We start from the raw sequence: 15,705 nt of genomic DNA on the forward strand, positions 1-15,705 counted from the left end.
CCGGTTTCCGGGGGCGGGGCGGCCATGCTGGGCTCATGGAGCATTCGCGAATCGCGGTGGCCGGTGCGTCCGGTCTGATCGGCAGCGCCCTGGTGCGGTCCCTGCGGGGCGACGGGCACGAGGTGGTCCGGCTGGTGCGCCACGAGCCCCGGGGCGCGGACGAGGTGCGCTGGGACCCGGCGCGGCAGACCGTGGACGCGGCCGGGCTGAGCGGCTGCGACGTGGTGGTGAACCTGGCCGGGGCCGGGGTCGGGGACAAGCGCTGGACGCCGGAGTACAAGCGGCTGATCCGGGACAGCCGGGTCCTGGGCACGGCGACGCTCGCGGAGGCCGCCGCCGCGCTGCCGGAGCCGCCCCGGGTCTTCGTGAACGGCAGCGCGATCGGCTACTACGGCGACACCGGGGACCGGATCACGGACGAGAGCGCCCCGCCCGGCGACGGTTTCCTGCCCTCGGTGTGCGAGGAGTGGGAGGAGGCGGCGGCGCCGGTGCGGGAGGCGGGCGTGCGGACGGTGTTCGTGCGCACCGGTCTGGTGGTGGCGTCCGGGGGCGGGGCGTGGGGGCGGCTGTTCCCGCTGTTCAAGGCGGGACTCGGGGGGCGGCTCGGGGACGGGCGGCAGTACTGGTCGTACATCGCGCTGCACGACGAGGTGGCGGCGATCCGGCATCTGATCGACCGGGCGGACCTGTCGGGGCCGTTCAATCTGACCGCGCCCGACCCGCTGACCAACCAGCAGATCACCGAGGCGATGGGGCGTGTGCTGCACCGGCCGACGCCGTTCCCGGTCCCGGCGGCGGTGCTGCGCGCGGTGCTCGGCGAGATGGCCGGGGATGTGCTGGGCAGTCAACGGGTGGTGCCCCGGCGGCTGTTGGAGTCGGGGTTCGCTTTCGCGTTCCCCGGGATCGAGGACGCGATCCGCGCGGCGGAGTGACCGTATGCGACCTCCATGCGACCGTGCCCTGTCGATGCGCGACTGTCCCTGACCGTTCGGGGCCCTAACCTCGACCCGAACTCGGGTATCCCCGGGGCCTGTTGGGGGCATCACGTCTCCACCGGCCGCGCAACCACAGGAGGGGCCTCGTGCTTGAGCCCGCGTACCAGGTGGACGTCGTCGTCGTGGGAGCCGGGACCGCCGGACTCGCGGCGGCCTGTCGGCTCGCCAGTGCTGGAGTGACGACCACGGTCCTGGAGGCAGAGCCGTGTGTCGGCGGACGCATGTCGACCGAGAAGGTAGACGGCTTCCGGCTCGACCGCGTCGGACAGCCGCTGTTCACGTCCTGGCCCGAACTTCGCACCACCCCCGGCCTCGAAGCCCTGCCGCTGCGCCGCTTCGCGCCCGGGGTCCTGCTGCACCGCGACGGGCACCGGCACCGGGCGGGCACTCCGGCGGTCACCGGGGGCGCAAGGGGCGCACTTCACATCGCGCGCGCCCTCGCGAGCGCCCCTCGGGGCGCCGGAAGCGCCCGCGAGAGCCGTACCGGCGGGGCGGCCGGGGGCGCCATGGACCGGGCCCGGCTCGGCAGTGCGCTCAACCGGCTCGCCGCCACGCCCGTCGAACGCCTGCTGGCCCGCCCCGAACTGCCCGCCGCCCAGGCCCTCCAGGCGCGCGGCCTGCCGCCCCGCACCGTCGAGGGCTTCCTGCGCCCGCTGCTCGCCGCCCTGCTGTGCGACCCGGAGCTGACCACCTCCAGCCGGGCCGCCGACCTGGCGCTGCACGCCTTCGCGAGCGGACGGCTGTGCGTCCCGGAGGGCGGCGCCCAGGCGCTCCCCGACCGGCTGGCCCGCTCGCTGCCGCCCGGCACGGTGCGCACCGGCGTCCGCGTCACCTCGGTCTCCACCACCTCGGTCACCACCGCCGAGCACGGCGTGATCCGCTGCCGCGCGGTGCTCCTCGCGACCGGCGCGCGCGCCGCCGCCGAGCTGCTGCCCGGCCTGCGCGTGCCGGACTTCCACCCGGTGACCGTGGTCCACCACACCACCGACGACCCGGCCCCCGCGCTGGCCACCGGCTCCGCGCTGCTGCTCGACGCCGACCGCGGCGGCCCGGTCGCGCACACAGCGGTGATCGGCGCCGTGGACCCGGGCCGGGCGCCCGCCGGGCGCGTACTGATCTCCTCGACCGTCCTCGGCACCCCGCCCGGCGCCCCCGGCGAGCTGGACGGCGCCGTCCGCATCCAGCTGGCCCGGCTCTACGGCACCTCGACGCACCGCTGGGAGACCCTGGCCGTGCACCACACCCCCGAGGCCGTCCCCGCACAGCGCCCGCCGTACGACGCGCGCCGCCCGGTGCGCCTCATGGCGGGCCTGTACGTGTGCGGCGACCACCGCGACTCCGGCACCGTCCAGGGCGCCCTGCGCTCCGCCCACCGCGTCGCGGCGGCCCTCCTGGCCGACCTCGGCGCGGCGGGCTCGATGCACCGCGCCGACCCGGCGGCGACGGTGCCGCACGCGGCGTAGGACCGCACCGGAGGGGATGCCGGGGGTGTGACCTCAGCCCAGGGCGGCGGTCCGCTCCCGGTAGCCCCGGGCCGGGGCCGCGTCGCGGTACGGCTCCAGGCGGCGCTCGAAGTCCTTGACGTACTCGACCGCGCGCACCGAGCGCATCTCCGCCGCCTGGGCCGCCGCGTCGGCGGCCAGCGCGCACGCCTGGTCGAGTTCGCCGAGGCCGAGCCGGGCGGTGGCGAGGACCACCCGGCAGAACAGCCGACTGCGGGCGTGCGCCGGTCCGCGCAGCCGCAGCGCGCGCTCCGCGTGCTGCGCGGCCGCGCGGAACTGCTGGAGGTCCCGGTGGCAGTGGCCCAGCTCGTCCGCGAGCTGACCCTCGTCGAAGAAGCGCGCCCAGTGCGGCACCTCGTCGCCGGGCCGGGCGGCCTCCAGGGCGCGTTCGGCGCGCAGCAGCGCGGTGGTGCACGCCCGCGCCTCCCCGAGCATCGCGTGCGCCCGCGCCTCCGCCGCGTGCAGCAGCGCCTGGACGACCGGGGGCGCCGCCGTGCCGACCCCCTGCTGGGCGACCCGGGCGAGTTGCAGGGCCTCCCTGCCGTGCCCGAGGTAGACGGCCTGACGGCTCATGGTGACCAGCACGTAGGAGCCGTAGGACCGGTCCCCGGCGGCCTGCGCGAGCCGCAGCGCCTGGACGAAGTAGCGCTGGGCGAGCCCGTGGGCGGCGATGTCGTACGACGTCCAGCCCGCGAGCCGGGTGAGGTCGGCGGCGGCGCCGAAGAGCCGGCGGCCGGTCTGCTCGGAGTAGACCCCGCGCAGCATCGGCTCGCACTCGTGCTCCAGATAGCGCACCAGGGCCTGGCGGGCGTGGCCGCCGCCGTACTGGTCGTCGAGGGTGCGGAACAGCTCGCCGACCGAGCGCAGCGCGGCGATGTCGCCCGAGGTGACCCGGTGTCCGGAGGAGCGGTCGGGGTGGCCGGGCGGCCGGAGCGCGCCGGGGACCGGCTCGGTCCGCCCGGGCATGCTGCCGTGGCGGCCCTGCGCGGGCACCCGGGGTGCCGGTTCGCGGGCCACCCGGTCGTCGGGCCTGCCGATCAGCCAGTCCCGGCTGGGCACCACGAGCCCGGCCGGGGTGAAGGCGATCCGGCGCAGCTCGGCATGGCTGCCGGAGTCCTTGCGCCACAGCCCGCCGACGATGTCCACGGCCTCCTCCGGCGTGGACGCGAACTCGAGCCCGGCGTACACCGGCGCGCACGCGTCCAGGCCGAGGTCCTGCGCGGTGAGCCGGCGCCCCAGGCGGCGTGTGAAGACCTCGGCGATGAGCGCGGGGGTGGTGCCCCGGGGCTGCTGGCCGCGCAGCCAGCGGGTGACGGAGGTCTTGTCGTATCTGAGGTCCAGCCCGTGCTCCAGGCCGAGCTGGTCGACGCGCCGGGCCAGACCCGCGTTGGAGAAACCCGCCTCTGCGATGAGCGCGGCGAGCTGGCGGTTGGGGGTGCGCTGCGCGGGTCGGTCCGTCATCTGTGGTGCGGTCTCCTGCCTTCCAGCTCCCTCGGGTGCCGGGATCGCCTGTGAGCAGCCCTTTCGGCCGCACGAACGGCGCGAATGTAGCGGAGAGTGAGCAAGTAGTCGCACATTCCGCCGCGCATTCATCCGATCGTGTGAGCATCACCCGTGGGACTGACGTGTCCGGGCCGGACGTACAGTGGCGTGGGCGCCCGACGCGCCTGACAGACCCGACGAGGGGCGGCCTGAACGAGGGGCAGCCTGAGGGAGGCGCTTGCCGTGAGTGAGTTGCGGTTCGTCCACATGGGGTTCGGCGCGGACGCCGTCGAGTACCAGGAGGCGTGGGACGAGCAGCGCCGGGTGCACGCCGCCCGGTTCGCCGACGAGGTCCCCGACACCGTGCTGCTCCTCGAACACCCCCCGGTGTACACGGCGGGCCGCCGCACCGAGGACAGCGAGCGTCCGCTCGACGGCACCCCGGTCGTGGACGTGGACCGGGGCGGCAAGATCACCTGGCACGGCCCCGGCCAGCTGGTGGGCTACCCGATCCAGAAGCTGCCCCGCCCGGTCGACGTGATCGCGCATGTGCGCCGCCTGGAGGAGGCCCTGATCCGCGCCTGCGCGGAGTTCGGCCTCGAGACCAGCCGCGTCGAGGGCCGCAGCGGGGTCTGGGTGCTCGGCGACCCGGTCGAGCAGCGCCCCTCGCTCGGCGGCCTCTCCCTGGACTTCGACCCGCGTCTCCACGACGAGGAGTTCGACCCCCGGATGAACGGCCCGGAGTACGCGCCCTCCAACGCGGGCCAGCGCCGCGAGGACCGCAAGATCGCCGCGATCGGCATCCGCGTCGCCAAGGGCGTCACGATGCACGGCTTCGCCCTCAACGTGAACCCGGACAACCGCTGGTTCGACCGCATCATCCCCTGCGGCATCCGCGACGCCGGAGTGGCCTCGCTCGCGAACGAGCTGGGCCGGGACGTCACGATCGCCGAGGTCGTGCCGGTGGTCGAGCGGCACCTGCGGGCCGTCATGGAGAACGCGGACCTGAGGCCCCGGGTGATCGAGAAGACCGCCGCGGTCTGATCGGTCCGACCGGGAATGGTCCGATCGGTCCGACCGGGAATTCGGCCTGCGTCCGCGAGGTTTTCCTCACCCGTAGGGCCCAATGAACATGGGCGTACTCTGTGTACGCCGAAGAATCGAAGACTACTTCGCAACAAGCAGGGAGCCGGTCGTGTCCGCAGTCGCACCCGACGGACGCAAGATGCTGCGCCTGGAGGTCCGCAACAGCCAGACCCCCATCGAGCGCAAGCCCGAGTGGATCAAGACCCGGGCGAAAATGGGCCCCGAGTACACGAAGATGCAGAACCTCGTGAAGAGCGAGGGCCTGCACACGGTGTGCCAGGAGGCCGGCTGCCCCAACATCTACGAATGCTGGGAGGACCGCGAGGCCACCTTCCTCATCGGCGGCGACCAGTGCACCCGGCGCTGCGATTTCTGCCAGATCGACACCGGCAAGCCCGAGGCCCTGGACCGTGACGAGCCGCGCCGCGTGGGCGAGTCCGTGGTCACCATGGACCTCAACTACGCCACGATCACCGGCGTCGCCCGCGACGACCTGGAGGACGGCGGCGCCTGGCTGTACGCCGAGACCGTGCGCCAGATCCACGCCCAGACCGCGGGCCGTGAGACCGGCCGCACCAAGGTCGAGCTGCTGGCCCCGGACTTCAACGCGGTGCCCGAGCAGCTCGCCGAGGTCTTCGAGTCCCGCCCCGAGGTCTTCGCGCACAACGTCGAGACGGTCCCGCGCATCTTCAAGCGCATCCGCCCCGGCTTCCGCTACGAGCGCTCGCTGAAGGTCATCACCGAGGCCCGCGACTTCGGCCTGGTCACCAAGTCCAACCTGATCCTCGGCATGGGCGAGACCCGCGAGGAGGTCAGCGAGGCGCTGGTCCAGCTGCACGAGGCCGGATGCGAGCTGGTCACCATCACCCAGTACCTGCGCCCCTCGCTGCGGCACCACCCGGTGGAGCGCTGGGTCAAGCCGCAGGAGTTCGTGGAGCTGAAGGAGGAGGCCGAGCAGATCGGCTTCTCCGGTGTGATGTCCGGCCCGCTGGTCCGCTCGTCGTACCGCGCCGGCCGCCTCTACCAGATGGCGATCGAGAAGCGGGGCGCGTTCGTCGCGAGCCAGGCGGTCTGACGTACTGATCGCCGCCCCTACGGCGTGAGCAAGCCGTGTGAATTCACGCACAAGTTCCTACTGGCCAGTAATGGCCGAGTCGACGCGGTCCCGGCCGTCCTCCCTGATGAGGGCACCCGCCGGGGCCGCGCCGTCGTACGCGGGGTGCGCACCGGGGCTTCACTGGCGTTTGACCGGCCGGTCACGCCCTGGTAACACCAATCAGTGACCCTGGAATCACGCCCCGTACTCCACCCGCTCCGAGGGGGGACCTCGATCATGCAGGCCGCACCCGTCCGCGCCAACGCCATCCCGTCCCTCAGCGGCGCCCTGCGCGCCGTCGAGTCCCTGCTGATGAACGGCGGTCAGCGCACCGCCCGCCGCAACGCCTGGACGTCGGTCCTGGAGGACCGCCGCCGGGCCAAGGACCGCGTCGAGGCCCAGCAGGTCCTCGACCGCGCCGCTGCCCGTCCCTGACCCTCCCCCGCCCCGGTGTGACGCTTCCGACACCGCCGTCGAGAGTGCACCGGAGGCCACGTAGACTTCGTGGCATGGCGAGGAAGGAAACCGCGGCGGACGCCGCGAACGCAGGGCGACTGAAGCAGATCGCTCTCACGTACAAGATGACCCAGAAGGCCGACAAGACGATCGGCCTGGTACTGGCTGCCGTCGCACTCGGTATCTTCGGCGTCCTCCTCGTGATCGGCTTCCTGGTCGGGCATCCGTACTACTTCGGCTTCGCGGGCCTGCTGATCGGTCTGCTGTCCGCGGCCGTCGTGTTCGGCCGCCGGGCCGAGCGGGCCGCCTTCGGGCAGATGGAGGGCAGGCCGGGCGCCGCCGCGGCGGTGCTGGACAACATCGGCCGGGGCTGGAGCACCACCCCCGCCGTGGCGATGAACCGCAGCCAGGACGTCGTGCACCGCGCGGTCGGCAAGGCCGGCATCGTGCTCGTCGCGGAGGGCAACCCGAACCGGGTGAAGAGCCTGCTCGCGGCCGAGAAGAAGAAGATGAACCGCATCGTCGCGGACGTGCCCGTGCACGACCTGATCGTGGGCAGCGGCGAGGGTCAGGTCGACCTGAAGAAGCTGCGCACAACGATGCTGAAGTATCCGCGCGTCCTGACCGGCCCGCAGGTGACCGCCACCAACGACCGGCTGCGCGCGCTCGGCGACCTGATGACCAACATGCCGCTCCCGAAGGGGCCCATGCCCAAGGGGATGCGGATGCCGAAGGGCGGCAGCCCGAAGTCGCGCTGAGCGGCTTCCCGTACGTCCCGTACTCGTACGAGAGTGGGGCCCGACTGGAGGAATTCCTCCGGCGGGCCCCACTCTCGTATCTGCGTCTGCCGTATCTGTGTCTGCCGTATCCGCGTCCGCGGGCTAGATACGGACCTCGACGGTCTTGGCGAGCCGGTCGTGCAGGCCGCGGCCGTCGCGGTCCCAGACCAGGGCGGGGACGGCGAGGCAGAGCAGGACGGTACGGAGCAGGGCGCGCAACGGGTTGACGACGCCGGTCTCCAGGGCGACCACACGCAGCCCGAAGAGCCGCTTGCCCGGGGTGAAGCCGAGGGTGCCGACCAGGAGCGCGCTCATCGCGAAGAAGACGAGAAGCGCCCAGTTGCTGGTGGCGGGGCTGTTGCCGTGGGTGATCAGGCCGTATGCGATCAGGACGCACAGCCCCCAGTCCACGGCGAGCGCGCCGAGCCGCCTGCCGGGCCGGGCGACGGAGTTCGGACCGTCCTCGGGAAGCCCGAGCTGCTCGCCCCGGTACCCGAAGTCCGCGCCCGCCTCTTCCATGGCCGCGCGGGGCCCGGAGAGCCACGATCCCATTGCTTGCCTGTTGTCCACCCGTCCACGGTACTGTGCCGGGTTTTGATCACCGCGTGGAGGGGTGTGTCGGGGCTACGGTGGAGGGGCGGCCGGTTAACTTCTGCGAAACAAACGAGTCACGCCCGAGAAACCGCACGTCCCTAGTGTCGGAAAAAGCGTGTGCCACCGCACTGGCCGCACGACCCGATCTACCACCCCGACCGGACGGCCGGGAGTAGGAGGAGCTGGATGTTCCAGAACGCCGACGACGCCAAGAAGTTCATCGCGGACGAGGACGTCAAGTTCGTAGACGTACGTTTCTGCGACCTGCCGGGCGTCATGCAGCACTTCACCGTCCCCGTCGAGGCGTTCGACCCGGACGAGGAGCTGGCCTTCGACGGCTCGTCGATCCGCGGCTTCCAGGCCATCCACGAGTCCGACATGGCGCTGCGCGCCGACCTGTCGACGGCCCGCATGGACCCGTTCCGCCGCGACAAGACGCTGAACATCAACTTCTTCATCCACGACCCGATCACGGGCGAGCAGTACTCCCGCGACCCGCGCAACGTGGCCAAGAAGGCCGAGGCGTACCTCGCCTCCACGGGCATCGCGGACACCGCGTTCTTCGGCCCCGAGGCGGAGTTCTACGTCTTCGACTCGGTCCGCTTCGCCACCAGCGCGAACGAGGCGTTCTACCACATCGACTCCGAGGCCGGCGCCTGGAACACCGGTGCGGTCGAGAACAACCGCGGCTACAAGGTCCGCTACAAGGGCGGCTACTTCCCGGTGGCCCCGGTGGACCACTTCGCCGACCTGCGCGCGGAGATCTCCCTGGAGCTGGACAAGGCGGGCCTCAAGGTCGAGCGCCAGCACCACGAGGTGGGCACGGCCGGCCAGGCGGAGATCAACTACAAGTTCAACACGCTGCTCGCCGCGGCCGACGACCTGATGCTCTTCAAGTACATCGTGAAGAACGTCGCCTGGCGCAACGGCAAGACCGCGACCTTCATGCCGAAGCCGATCTTCGGCGACAACGGCTCGGGCATGCACGTCCACCAGTCCCTGTGGTCCGGTGGCGCCCCGCTCTTCTACGACGAGGCCGGTTACGCGGGCCTGTCGGACATGGCCCGCTACTACATCGGCGGCATCCTCAAGCACGCCCCGTCGCTGCTGGCCTTCACCAACCCGACGGTGAACTCGTACCACCGCCTGGTGCCGGGCTTCGAGGCGCCGATCAACCTGGTGTACTCGCAGCGCAACCGCTCCGCGGCGATGCGTATCCCGATCACGGGCTCCAACCCGAAGGCCAAGCGCGTCGAGTTCCGCGCGCCCGACTCCTCCGGCAACCCGTACCTCGCCTTCTCCGCCCTGCTCCTCGCGGGCCTGGACGGCATCAAGAACAAGATCGAGCCCGCCGAGCCGATCGACAAGGACCTCTACGAGCTGGCTCCCGAGGAGCACGCGAGCGTGGCCCAGGTCCCCACCTCCCTCGGCGCCGTCCTCGACCGCCTCGAGTCCGACCACGACTTCCTCCTCCAGGGCGACGTCTTCACCCCGGACCTCATCGAGACGTGGATCGACTACAAGCGCACGAACGAGATCGCTCCGCTGGCGCTGCGTCCGCACCCGCACGAGTTCGAGCTGTACTACGACGTGTAAACACTGCTTGACCTGCGGAAACGCAATCGGCATCCGCCTCGTCGGTGCAGCTCAGGAGAGACCTGACCTGCACCGACGAGGCGTTTCGAGGCTCGGTGGTGTCCTTCTGGGGCATCTCCGTGACGTCACGGCCGCCCACGGCGCCCTGCTGCACGGCTGCTCGGTCGGCGTCGGATCCGTTGTCGGGGTCGGGGCGATCCTGCTGAACGGGGTCGCGGTTGGGGCGAGCTGCCGGGTCTCCGCCGGGACGATGCTGGAGCCCAACTACTTCTGTGACCGGGGCCTTTGCCGGAGCGTGGCGGTCACGTGCGGTTCTGCGAGAGCGGGGGCACGGGTACGGCCGCCTCGACGGCGGGACGCTTGCGGCCCGGCCGGAGCATGCCCGTCAGGATGCCCACGACCACCAGGGCGGAGGCGAACACCGTGGTGAGCGTAACCCTCTCGCCCTGGTAGACCCAGGCCGTCAGGATGCCGAAGACCGGCACGAACAGTGAGAAGGGGGCGACCGTAGGGGCGTCGTACGTGCGCAGTAGGTAGCCCCAGGCCGCATAGCCGAACAGGGTCGCGATCCAGGCGACGTACACGGCCGCGGCGATCCCGGACAGGCCCAGGTGCCGCAGCGCGTCCAGATCCCGTCGTGCGCCCTCCAGCGGAAGAGAGAGAAGGGTCAGTGGAATGGGTGGAACCACACTGACCCACACCATGAACCGGAACATGTCCGGCGGACTCGCCTTGCGCATCGCGATGTTGGAAAGACCCCAGCAGGCAGCCGCCCCGACAATGAGCAGAAAACCCTTGACCGGCCAGCCGTGACCGGATTCCAGGGCAACCAGCATCATTCCTGCGGCCGCGACAAGCATTCCCATTACCTGCATTCCACGGGGGCGTTCCCTGAGCAGGACGACCGCGAAAAGCATCGTGAACACGGCCTGTCCCTGCAGCACGAGCGAGGCAAGACCGGCAGGCATTCCGATGTGCATACCGACGAACAGCAGGCTGAACTTCATGATGCCCAAAGCGACACCAACGGCTATTACCCAGCGCCATTGAACCTGCGGCCGGCCTACGAAGAACACGGCTGGTACCGCGGCGAGAAGGAAACGCAGGGCGGAGAACAACAGCGGCGGGAACTCCTGCAGACCGATGTCGATGACGACGAAGTTCGCCCCCCAGACTGCCGCTACCAGCAAGGCCAAAGCGGCGTGGGCACGCTTCACCGGTTCTCCCGTGTCCGTGTGGTGTAAGAGAAGCCATCACAGCAGGAGCCGTGATGTTTGCCCAGCGCGAGTTGCTAAAGGGGGACCATTAGCATCGCTTCATGCTTGATCTTGGTCGCCTCCGGGCTCTGAACGCCGTAGCCACCCACGGCTCCATCGCCAGGGCCGCGGTGGCTCTCGGGTACACCGCCTCGGCGGTGTCGCAGCAGATCGCCAAATTGGAGCGGGAGACGCGCACCGACCTGCTGGACCGACAGGCGGGCAGGGTGGCCCTGACCCCGGCCGGCCATGTGCTGGCCCAGGCGGCCGCCGAGGTCATCACCGTCCTGGAGCGGGCCGAGGCGGAGCTGGAAGAGCAGCGGGGGATGCCGCGCGGCGAGCTGGTTCTGGCGGCGTTCCCCACCGCTTGCCGGGGCTTCGTCGCGGCGGCCATCGCGGAACTCGCGGGGAGGTACGAGGGCCTGGAGTGCCGGCTCGTCGAGATCGACCCCAACCGTGCGCTCACTCTGGTGGTGCAGGGGGAGGCGGACCTCGCCGTGGTCCACGACTGGCACAACGCCCCGCTGGAGATGCCTTCTTCGCTGATCGGGGCCACCATCGGCGAGGATCTCGCGGACATCGCGCTTCCGGGCGGCCACGGCCTGGCGGACCGGGAGGCATTGACTCCCGCGGACCTGCTCGGCGAGCGGTGGATCAGCCAGGGGCCGGGAGCGATGTGCCACCGATGGCTTCTGGAGGCCTTCGCCGCCCGGGCCACCATCGCCTATCAGGTCGAGGAGTACGAGTCTCAGCTCGCCCTGCTGGCGGCCGGTGTGGGGGTGGCGCTGCTGCCCCGGCTCGGCCGGGCCGCACTGCCCCCGGGCGTGCGTGCCGTGCCACTGAGGCCCGCCCCCTCACGGCAGGTCTCGGCGGTGTGGCGGCGCAGATCGGGTCAGCGCCCGTCGATCCAGGCCGCGCTCAAAATACTGCGCGACCACTGGCCCCGGTAATTCCGGGCTGCTCCATCCCCGAGTGTTCACATTCTGAGACGGGTTGTTGACACTTCCCCGAGGCATACCCAAGGGTGATGAGCGATCTTGAATCCGTAATCGGACGGGTCGGACGGGGGAATTTCGTGCGCTACAGAGGGCTGCACACCAGACCAGAAACCGAGTGAACGCTGTGTCCACTCACGCCATTTCGCGTCTGCCGTAGGTGCGGCTTCAGGCTGACCATTTGCACGCTGAACGGGCGCCACTCCGACACTTTTTCTGCGTGCTCCGGAACGCCAAGTCCTGTTTCCACGCCCATTCACCACTTGATTCCCAACCGGTGCAATAGGGCCCTTCCGAGAGGAATGCGTTGACGATGGCATTAGGTGTGCTCGAACATCCGCTGACGAGGTTCGAAGGGCAGCGGGCGCAGGCCTTCAGGGATCTGCGGGAGGTGATGTCCGCAGAGAACTACGAGGGCGCTGTGCGCTGTGCGGTCCGTCTGCACGCTGAACTGCCGGACAAGACCCGGCTGGAGCGCAACGTCGTCCTCGTCGCCTACGGCGGCGGCAAGGACAGCTCCTACACCCTGGCGTTCGTCAGGGCGATGCAGCTCATCCTCTTCCAGATCCATGGATCGACTTTCCGCATGCGGGTCGCCACCAACCGTCATGCCGGAATGCCGCGTGCGGTGATGGAGAACATCGACCGCGCCTACCGGGCGCTGAACCTCTTCGACGACCCGGAGTGTGAGCTTCTGCTCATCGACGGGCAGCAGGTCAAGGCCTTCGACGTCGACCTGCCGCAAGCGGCCGACGTCGTGGAGCGCAACCGGCTCGACATCCTGATGACCGGTCACCGTACCGCCGGTGACGCCCGCCCGACCTTCTGCAATGCATGCAACCTGTCCATGGTGAACTCCTTCGGCCTCGCCGCCGGGCACGACGGCGGCGTCGACCTGATCATCACGGGGGACTCCAAGCAGGAGCAGCGCGACTACTACCTGTGGGTCTCCCGGCTCGCCCGCCGGTTCGGACTCCAGCCGAAGCCCGAGGATCGACGGGGCTTCAAGGGGTTCCTGACCGCACTGAACAACATCTCCCAGGCCTACTTCGCCGACATCCACGGCGACGCGGCGGTCGACCTCATCGCGGAGCACGCGATCTCCACCGACGTCCGCACGGGCCTGCAGTTCTTCTCCATCTACGACGACACTGCCTATGCCTCGGGCGATCACTGGGGCCTGCTCACCGAGTTCCTCGGGTTCACCTTCGACGACATCGCCTTCAGCTTCACCGAGTCCGATTGCGGCAACCCCGCCCTGATGGCGCACCTGCGGGCCCTGAAGGCCGAGCGCTGCCACGGCCGTACGTACGCCCAGGGCCTTGAGGAGTACGTCGACTTCGCGGTGTCGCTCATGCACAAGAAGGAGTTCCCGGCCCAGCTCGTCGCGCTGGTCCGCGAGCGGTACGACGGAGAGGGTGCCGCCGGGCGGATGCGCGCGGCGATGGACGCCTACGCCAGGGAGGCGTACGGCCTGACTGAGGAACACCTCGCCACCATGGTGCACGCCCCCTTCACCGAGAAGGGCACCCGCCTGGCGGAGTTCCTGCGCGCGGAGCACTCCGATCTCGCGGCCGACGACGTGCATGCCCTGCTCGGCGGCTCGCTGCAGGACGCCGGCCTGGCCGCACGCCTGGAACGCATCAGCGGACTGACGGTGAGCCAGCTCCAGGTGCTCTACGGCAGCTCGCTGCGGCTGCCCACGCTCGCCCCGAACAGTGGTGAACTCATCGACTCCATCCTCGACGGGGACCCGCACAAGCAGGTCATCAGGACCCAGCACACGGCGGACGGTCCGGTCGTCTCCGAGCTGATCTCCGGGCGGTGACCGTGGCGAACGATGCCCGGCCGCCGCGCGCGACAGGTGACTTCGTACAGCTGGGTGCCACGCGCGACGGCCTGGATCCGTATCTGGACTGTGCCCGCGGCCGCGGCATGCGGGCGGTGTTGGTAGAGACCGCGGCGTATCTGCGCTGGCGCCGGCTGCTGGGCCGTCGGCCGTTCGACCTGGAACTCGCGGTGGAGCGACCGCAGGAACCCGAACAGGTACGGGTGGCCCTCGACACCGCGGGCGTACGGCCCGCTCTGCTCCTCGCTGGTTTCGAACGGTACGTCTACGCGGCCTTCGAGGCGGCGAACACCCTGCGGGTAACGCCCTGGCCCCATGTCGGTGAAACGTTTCTCCCTCCGAACAAGGCGGAGCAGCGTGCCATGCTGGCGCGCTCCGCGCCCTCGGTGCTGCAACCCCGCTTCCGCAAGCTCGGGCCTCAGGAGGCGGACACGGCGGACGACCTCGGCTACCCCCAGGTCGTCAAGCCGGTCGACGGCGGTGGGGGGCTGGGCGTGATGCTGGTGGACAACACGGCGGAGCTGCGCCGGGCCCTGGCGGACATCCACGCCCGGCGCAACTACGGCGGCGGCGCGTTCGGCGCCGTCATGGCGGAGGAGTTCGTCAAGGGCCCCGAGGTCTCGCTGCAGGGCGTCGCGATCGGCGGCCGGGCTCTTCTGTTGAGCATCTGCGAGAAGATCACCACGCTGGAGGACGTGCCGGACGCACCCACGCTCACCGGCTTCCGCGAGGTGGGCCATATCGCGGTGCACGGCGCCGGCGCGGACGACGAGCTGCACGAGATGGTCGACCGGTGCCTGAGTGCGGTCGGCTACGCCGAAGGCCCCTTCCACATCGACATCCTGCAGGGCCAGGGTGGTCCCGTCTTCGTGGAGATGGGGTTCCGTCTCTCCGGCGGTGGACTGGTGGCGCTCGTAGAACGGGCGACCGGAATGCGCTGGGCCGAACAGGTCTTCCAGGTCCACCTGGACCGGCAGGTCCCCTTGCTGCCCGGCCCATCCAGCCGTACGGCCGGTCAAGTCACCATCGTGTCGGAGGAGGAACTGCGGGCCGCACGGGCACTGGCCGCCTCGGCCGCCGACATCGAACTTCACACCGCGCCACCTCCTCCCTCTTCTGATGAACTCACCGCAGAAGAAGGGGAGTTACTCAACTCCGACCTGGCGCGGCACGTCGGCGCGAAGGCCCGGGTCATCGCCCTCGGCCACAGCCCGGAGCAGGTCCGCTCTCTCCTGCAACCGCTCGTCGCCCCACGATTGCGAGGCTGATCCCCTTGTGCCGTCTTATTCTCGCCCAGGGCCGATTCCCAACCCGGGCCGTCCTCGACGCGGCCGTCGCCATGAGCTGTGGCCGTACCGCCGACCATGACGGGCCCACGGACGTCCATCCCAACGGCTGGGGCGCGGTGTGGCGTGAGGACGGGGCCGTGCACGGGCTCGGCGTCCACCGAGACGTACGCCCCCTCGCAGAGAGCTGGCAGGAGTCGCCGGTCCCAGGCCTGACCACCGACTTCCTCGCGATCCACGCGCGGCACGCGACCCTGCCGAAGAACCACGGAATCCAGTTCACCCACCCGCTCCACCGGGACGGCGAACTCCCCTGGTACTTCATGCACAACGGGTTCCTGCCCACGGTGCACCGCCTGCTCGGCATGAAGTCCTCGGCCTTCGACTCTCGTGAGTACTTCGACTACGCGATCCCCGCCGGTACGGACGCCGTCGACGCACAGCGCACGCTGCGGCTGCTGGACGCGATCCCGCCCGGCGGCAGCTCGGGCAACGCCATCGCCGTGAACCCGCGTGCGGCCTATGTCATCCACTGGACGTCTCCGCAGACCACGTCGCCGCGCTACTTCGGCATGCAACGGCTGCGTACTCCCGACATGACGGTGCTCTCGTCCGAGGTGGTTCCCGACCTCGCGCCGGCCGACCAGTGGGAACCGCTGGAGCCGCGCACCGTCCACGCCTTCCACATCGCCCCCACCGAGACAGAACTCTCGTATTCGTAAAGGAGATCGCC

14 protein-coding genes are annotated in these 15,705 nt (G+C 70.5%); 11 read left to right on the plus strand and 3 right to left on the minus strand.

Translation table 11 applies throughout. The features are described from left to right. Window positions 1–35 precede the first annotated feature (35 nt). Both AB0E91_RS19415 and AB0E91_RS19420 read left to right on the plus strand, forming a co-directional pair. Window positions 36–932 carry a TIGR01777 family oxidoreductase gene (locus tag AB0E91_RS19415; protein WP_361782974.1) on the plus strand — a complete coding sequence of 299 codons (897 nt, stop codon included), beginning with the start codon at window positions 36–38 and terminating at the stop codon, window positions 930–932. Window positions 933–1,081: 149 nt separating this feature from the next. Further along, window positions 1,082–2,458, plus strand: a complete 1,377-nt coding sequence (locus tag AB0E91_RS19420; protein ID WP_361782977.1) for an NAD(P)/FAD-dependent oxidoreductase — start codon at window positions 1,082–1,084, stop codon at window positions 2,456–2,458. A 33-nt stretch (window positions 2,459–2,491) separates the two neighbouring features. Here the strand turns inward: AB0E91_RS19420 and AB0E91_RS19425 are convergent, their stop codons facing one another. Continuing rightward, window positions 2,492–3,958: a regulator gene (locus AB0E91_RS19425; RefSeq protein ID WP_361782980.1), complete on the minus strand. Its 1,467-nt coding sequence runs from the start codon at window positions 3,956–3,958 to the stop codon at window positions 2,492–2,494. A gap of 264 nt (window positions 3,959–4,222) precedes the next feature. On the opposite strand from AB0E91_RS19425, the gene lipB reads away from it, so the two are divergent. From lipB to AB0E91_RS19445, 4 genes are all read left to right on the plus strand, one after another. Next, a complete protein-coding gene (lipB, locus tag AB0E91_RS19430; RefSeq protein ID WP_361782983.1) occupies window positions 4,223–5,023 on the plus strand; it encodes a lipoyl(octanoyl) transferase LipB in 801 nt (266 codons plus the stop codon). Between the two features lie 151 nt (window positions 5,024–5,174). Continuing rightward, on the plus strand, window positions 5,175–6,140 hold the full coding sequence (gene lipA, locus AB0E91_RS19435) for a lipoyl synthase (protein ID WP_361782986.1): 966 nt from the start codon (window positions 5,175–5,177) through the stop codon (window positions 6,138–6,140). 258 nt (window positions 6,141–6,398) lie between these two features. After that, entirely contained in the window at window positions 6,399–6,596 is a 198-nt protein-coding gene (locus AB0E91_RS19440; RefSeq protein WP_361782989.1) for a hypothetical protein, read from the plus strand. Between the two features lie 74 nt (window positions 6,597–6,670). Next, complete coding sequence (locus AB0E91_RS19445; RefSeq protein ID WP_361782992.1) at window positions 6,671–7,375, plus strand: DUF4191 domain-containing protein; 705 nt, start codon at window positions 6,671–6,673, stop codon at window positions 7,373–7,375. Window positions 7,376–7,498: 123 nt separating this feature from the next. On the opposite strand, the gene AB0E91_RS19450 is transcribed toward AB0E91_RS19445, so the two are convergent. Further along, window positions 7,499–7,966 (minus strand): RDD family protein, encoded by a 468-nt coding sequence (locus AB0E91_RS19450; protein ID WP_361782995.1) that lies wholly within the window; start codon window positions 7,964–7,966, stop codon window positions 7,499–7,501. A 210-nt stretch (window positions 7,967–8,176) separates the two neighbouring features. Between AB0E91_RS19450 and glnA the strand changes: the two genes are divergently transcribed. Continuing rightward, on the plus strand, window positions 8,177–9,586 hold the full coding sequence (gene glnA, locus AB0E91_RS19455; protein WP_361782998.1) for a type I glutamate--ammonia ligase: 1,410 nt from the start codon (window positions 8,177–8,179) through the stop codon (window positions 9,584–9,586). A gap of 302 nt (window positions 9,587–9,888) precedes the next feature. On the opposite strand, the gene AB0E91_RS19460 is transcribed toward glnA, so the two are convergent. Then, window positions 9,889–10,803, minus strand: a complete 915-nt coding sequence (locus AB0E91_RS19460; protein WP_361783001.1) for an EamA family transporter — start codon at window positions 10,801–10,803, stop codon at window positions 9,889–9,891. Window positions 10,804–10,904: 101 nt separating this feature from the next. Here AB0E91_RS19460 and AB0E91_RS19465 point away from each other — a divergent pair, with 101 nt between their 5' ends. The 4 genes from AB0E91_RS19465 (at window position 10,905) to AB0E91_RS19480 (ending at window position 15,694) form a co-directional block, all read left to right on the plus strand. Then, on the plus strand, window positions 10,905–11,792 hold the full coding sequence (locus AB0E91_RS19465; protein ID WP_361783004.1) for a LysR family transcriptional regulator: 888 nt from the start codon (window positions 10,905–10,907) through the stop codon (window positions 11,790–11,792). Window positions 11,793–12,150: 358 nt separating this feature from the next. Beyond that, on the plus strand, window positions 12,151–13,665 hold the full coding sequence (locus tag AB0E91_RS19470) for a PqqD family protein (RefSeq protein ID WP_361783007.1): 1,515 nt from the start codon (window positions 12,151–12,153) through the stop codon (window positions 13,663–13,665). 116 nt (window positions 13,666–13,781) lie between these two features. Beyond that, window positions 13,782–14,954 (plus strand): ATP-grasp domain-containing protein, encoded by a 1,173-nt coding sequence (locus tag AB0E91_RS19475; RefSeq protein WP_361783010.1) that lies wholly within the window; start codon window positions 13,782–13,784, stop codon window positions 14,952–14,954. Between the two features lie 5 nt (window positions 14,955–14,959). Next, on the plus strand, window positions 14,960–15,694 hold the full coding sequence (locus AB0E91_RS19480; RefSeq protein WP_361783013.1) for a hypothetical protein: 735 nt from the start codon (window positions 14,960–14,962) through the stop codon (window positions 15,692–15,694). The last annotated feature ends 11 nt before the right edge of the window (window positions 15,695–15,705 follow it).

Source organism: Streptomyces sp. NPDC026659 (assembly GCF_040638245.1).
GTDB lineage: Bacteria > Actinomycetota > Actinomycetes > Streptomycetales > Streptomycetaceae > Streptomyces.

Bases quoted from the DNA above. Each gene is read 5' to 3' on its own strand.
- AB0E91_RS19465 (WP_361783004.1), top strand. From the start codon at position 10,905: ATGCTTGATCTTGGTCGCCTCCGGGCTCTGAACGCCGTAGCCACCCAC.
- glnA (WP_361782998.1), top strand. From the start codon at position 8,177: ATGTTCCAGAACGCCGACGACGCCAAGAAGTTCATCGCGGACGAGGAC.
- AB0E91_RS19440 (WP_361782989.1), top strand. From the start codon at position 6,399: ATGCAGGCCGCACCCGTCCGCGCCAACGCCATCCCGTCCCTCAGCGGC.
- AB0E91_RS19415 (WP_361782974.1), top strand. From the start codon at position 36: ATGGAGCATTCGCGAATCGCGGTGGCCGGTGCGTCCGGTCTGATCGGC.
- AB0E91_RS19445 (WP_361782992.1), top strand. From the start codon at position 6,671: ATGGCGAGGAAGGAAACCGCGGCGGACGCCGCGAACGCAGGGCGACTG.
- AB0E91_RS19470 (WP_361783007.1), top strand. From the start codon at position 12,151: ATGGCATTAGGTGTGCTCGAACATCCGCTGACGAGGTTCGAAGGGCAG.
- AB0E91_RS19425 (WP_361782980.1), bottom strand. From the start codon at position 3,958: ATGACGGACCGACCCGCGCAGCGCACCCCCAACCGCCAGCTCGCCGCG.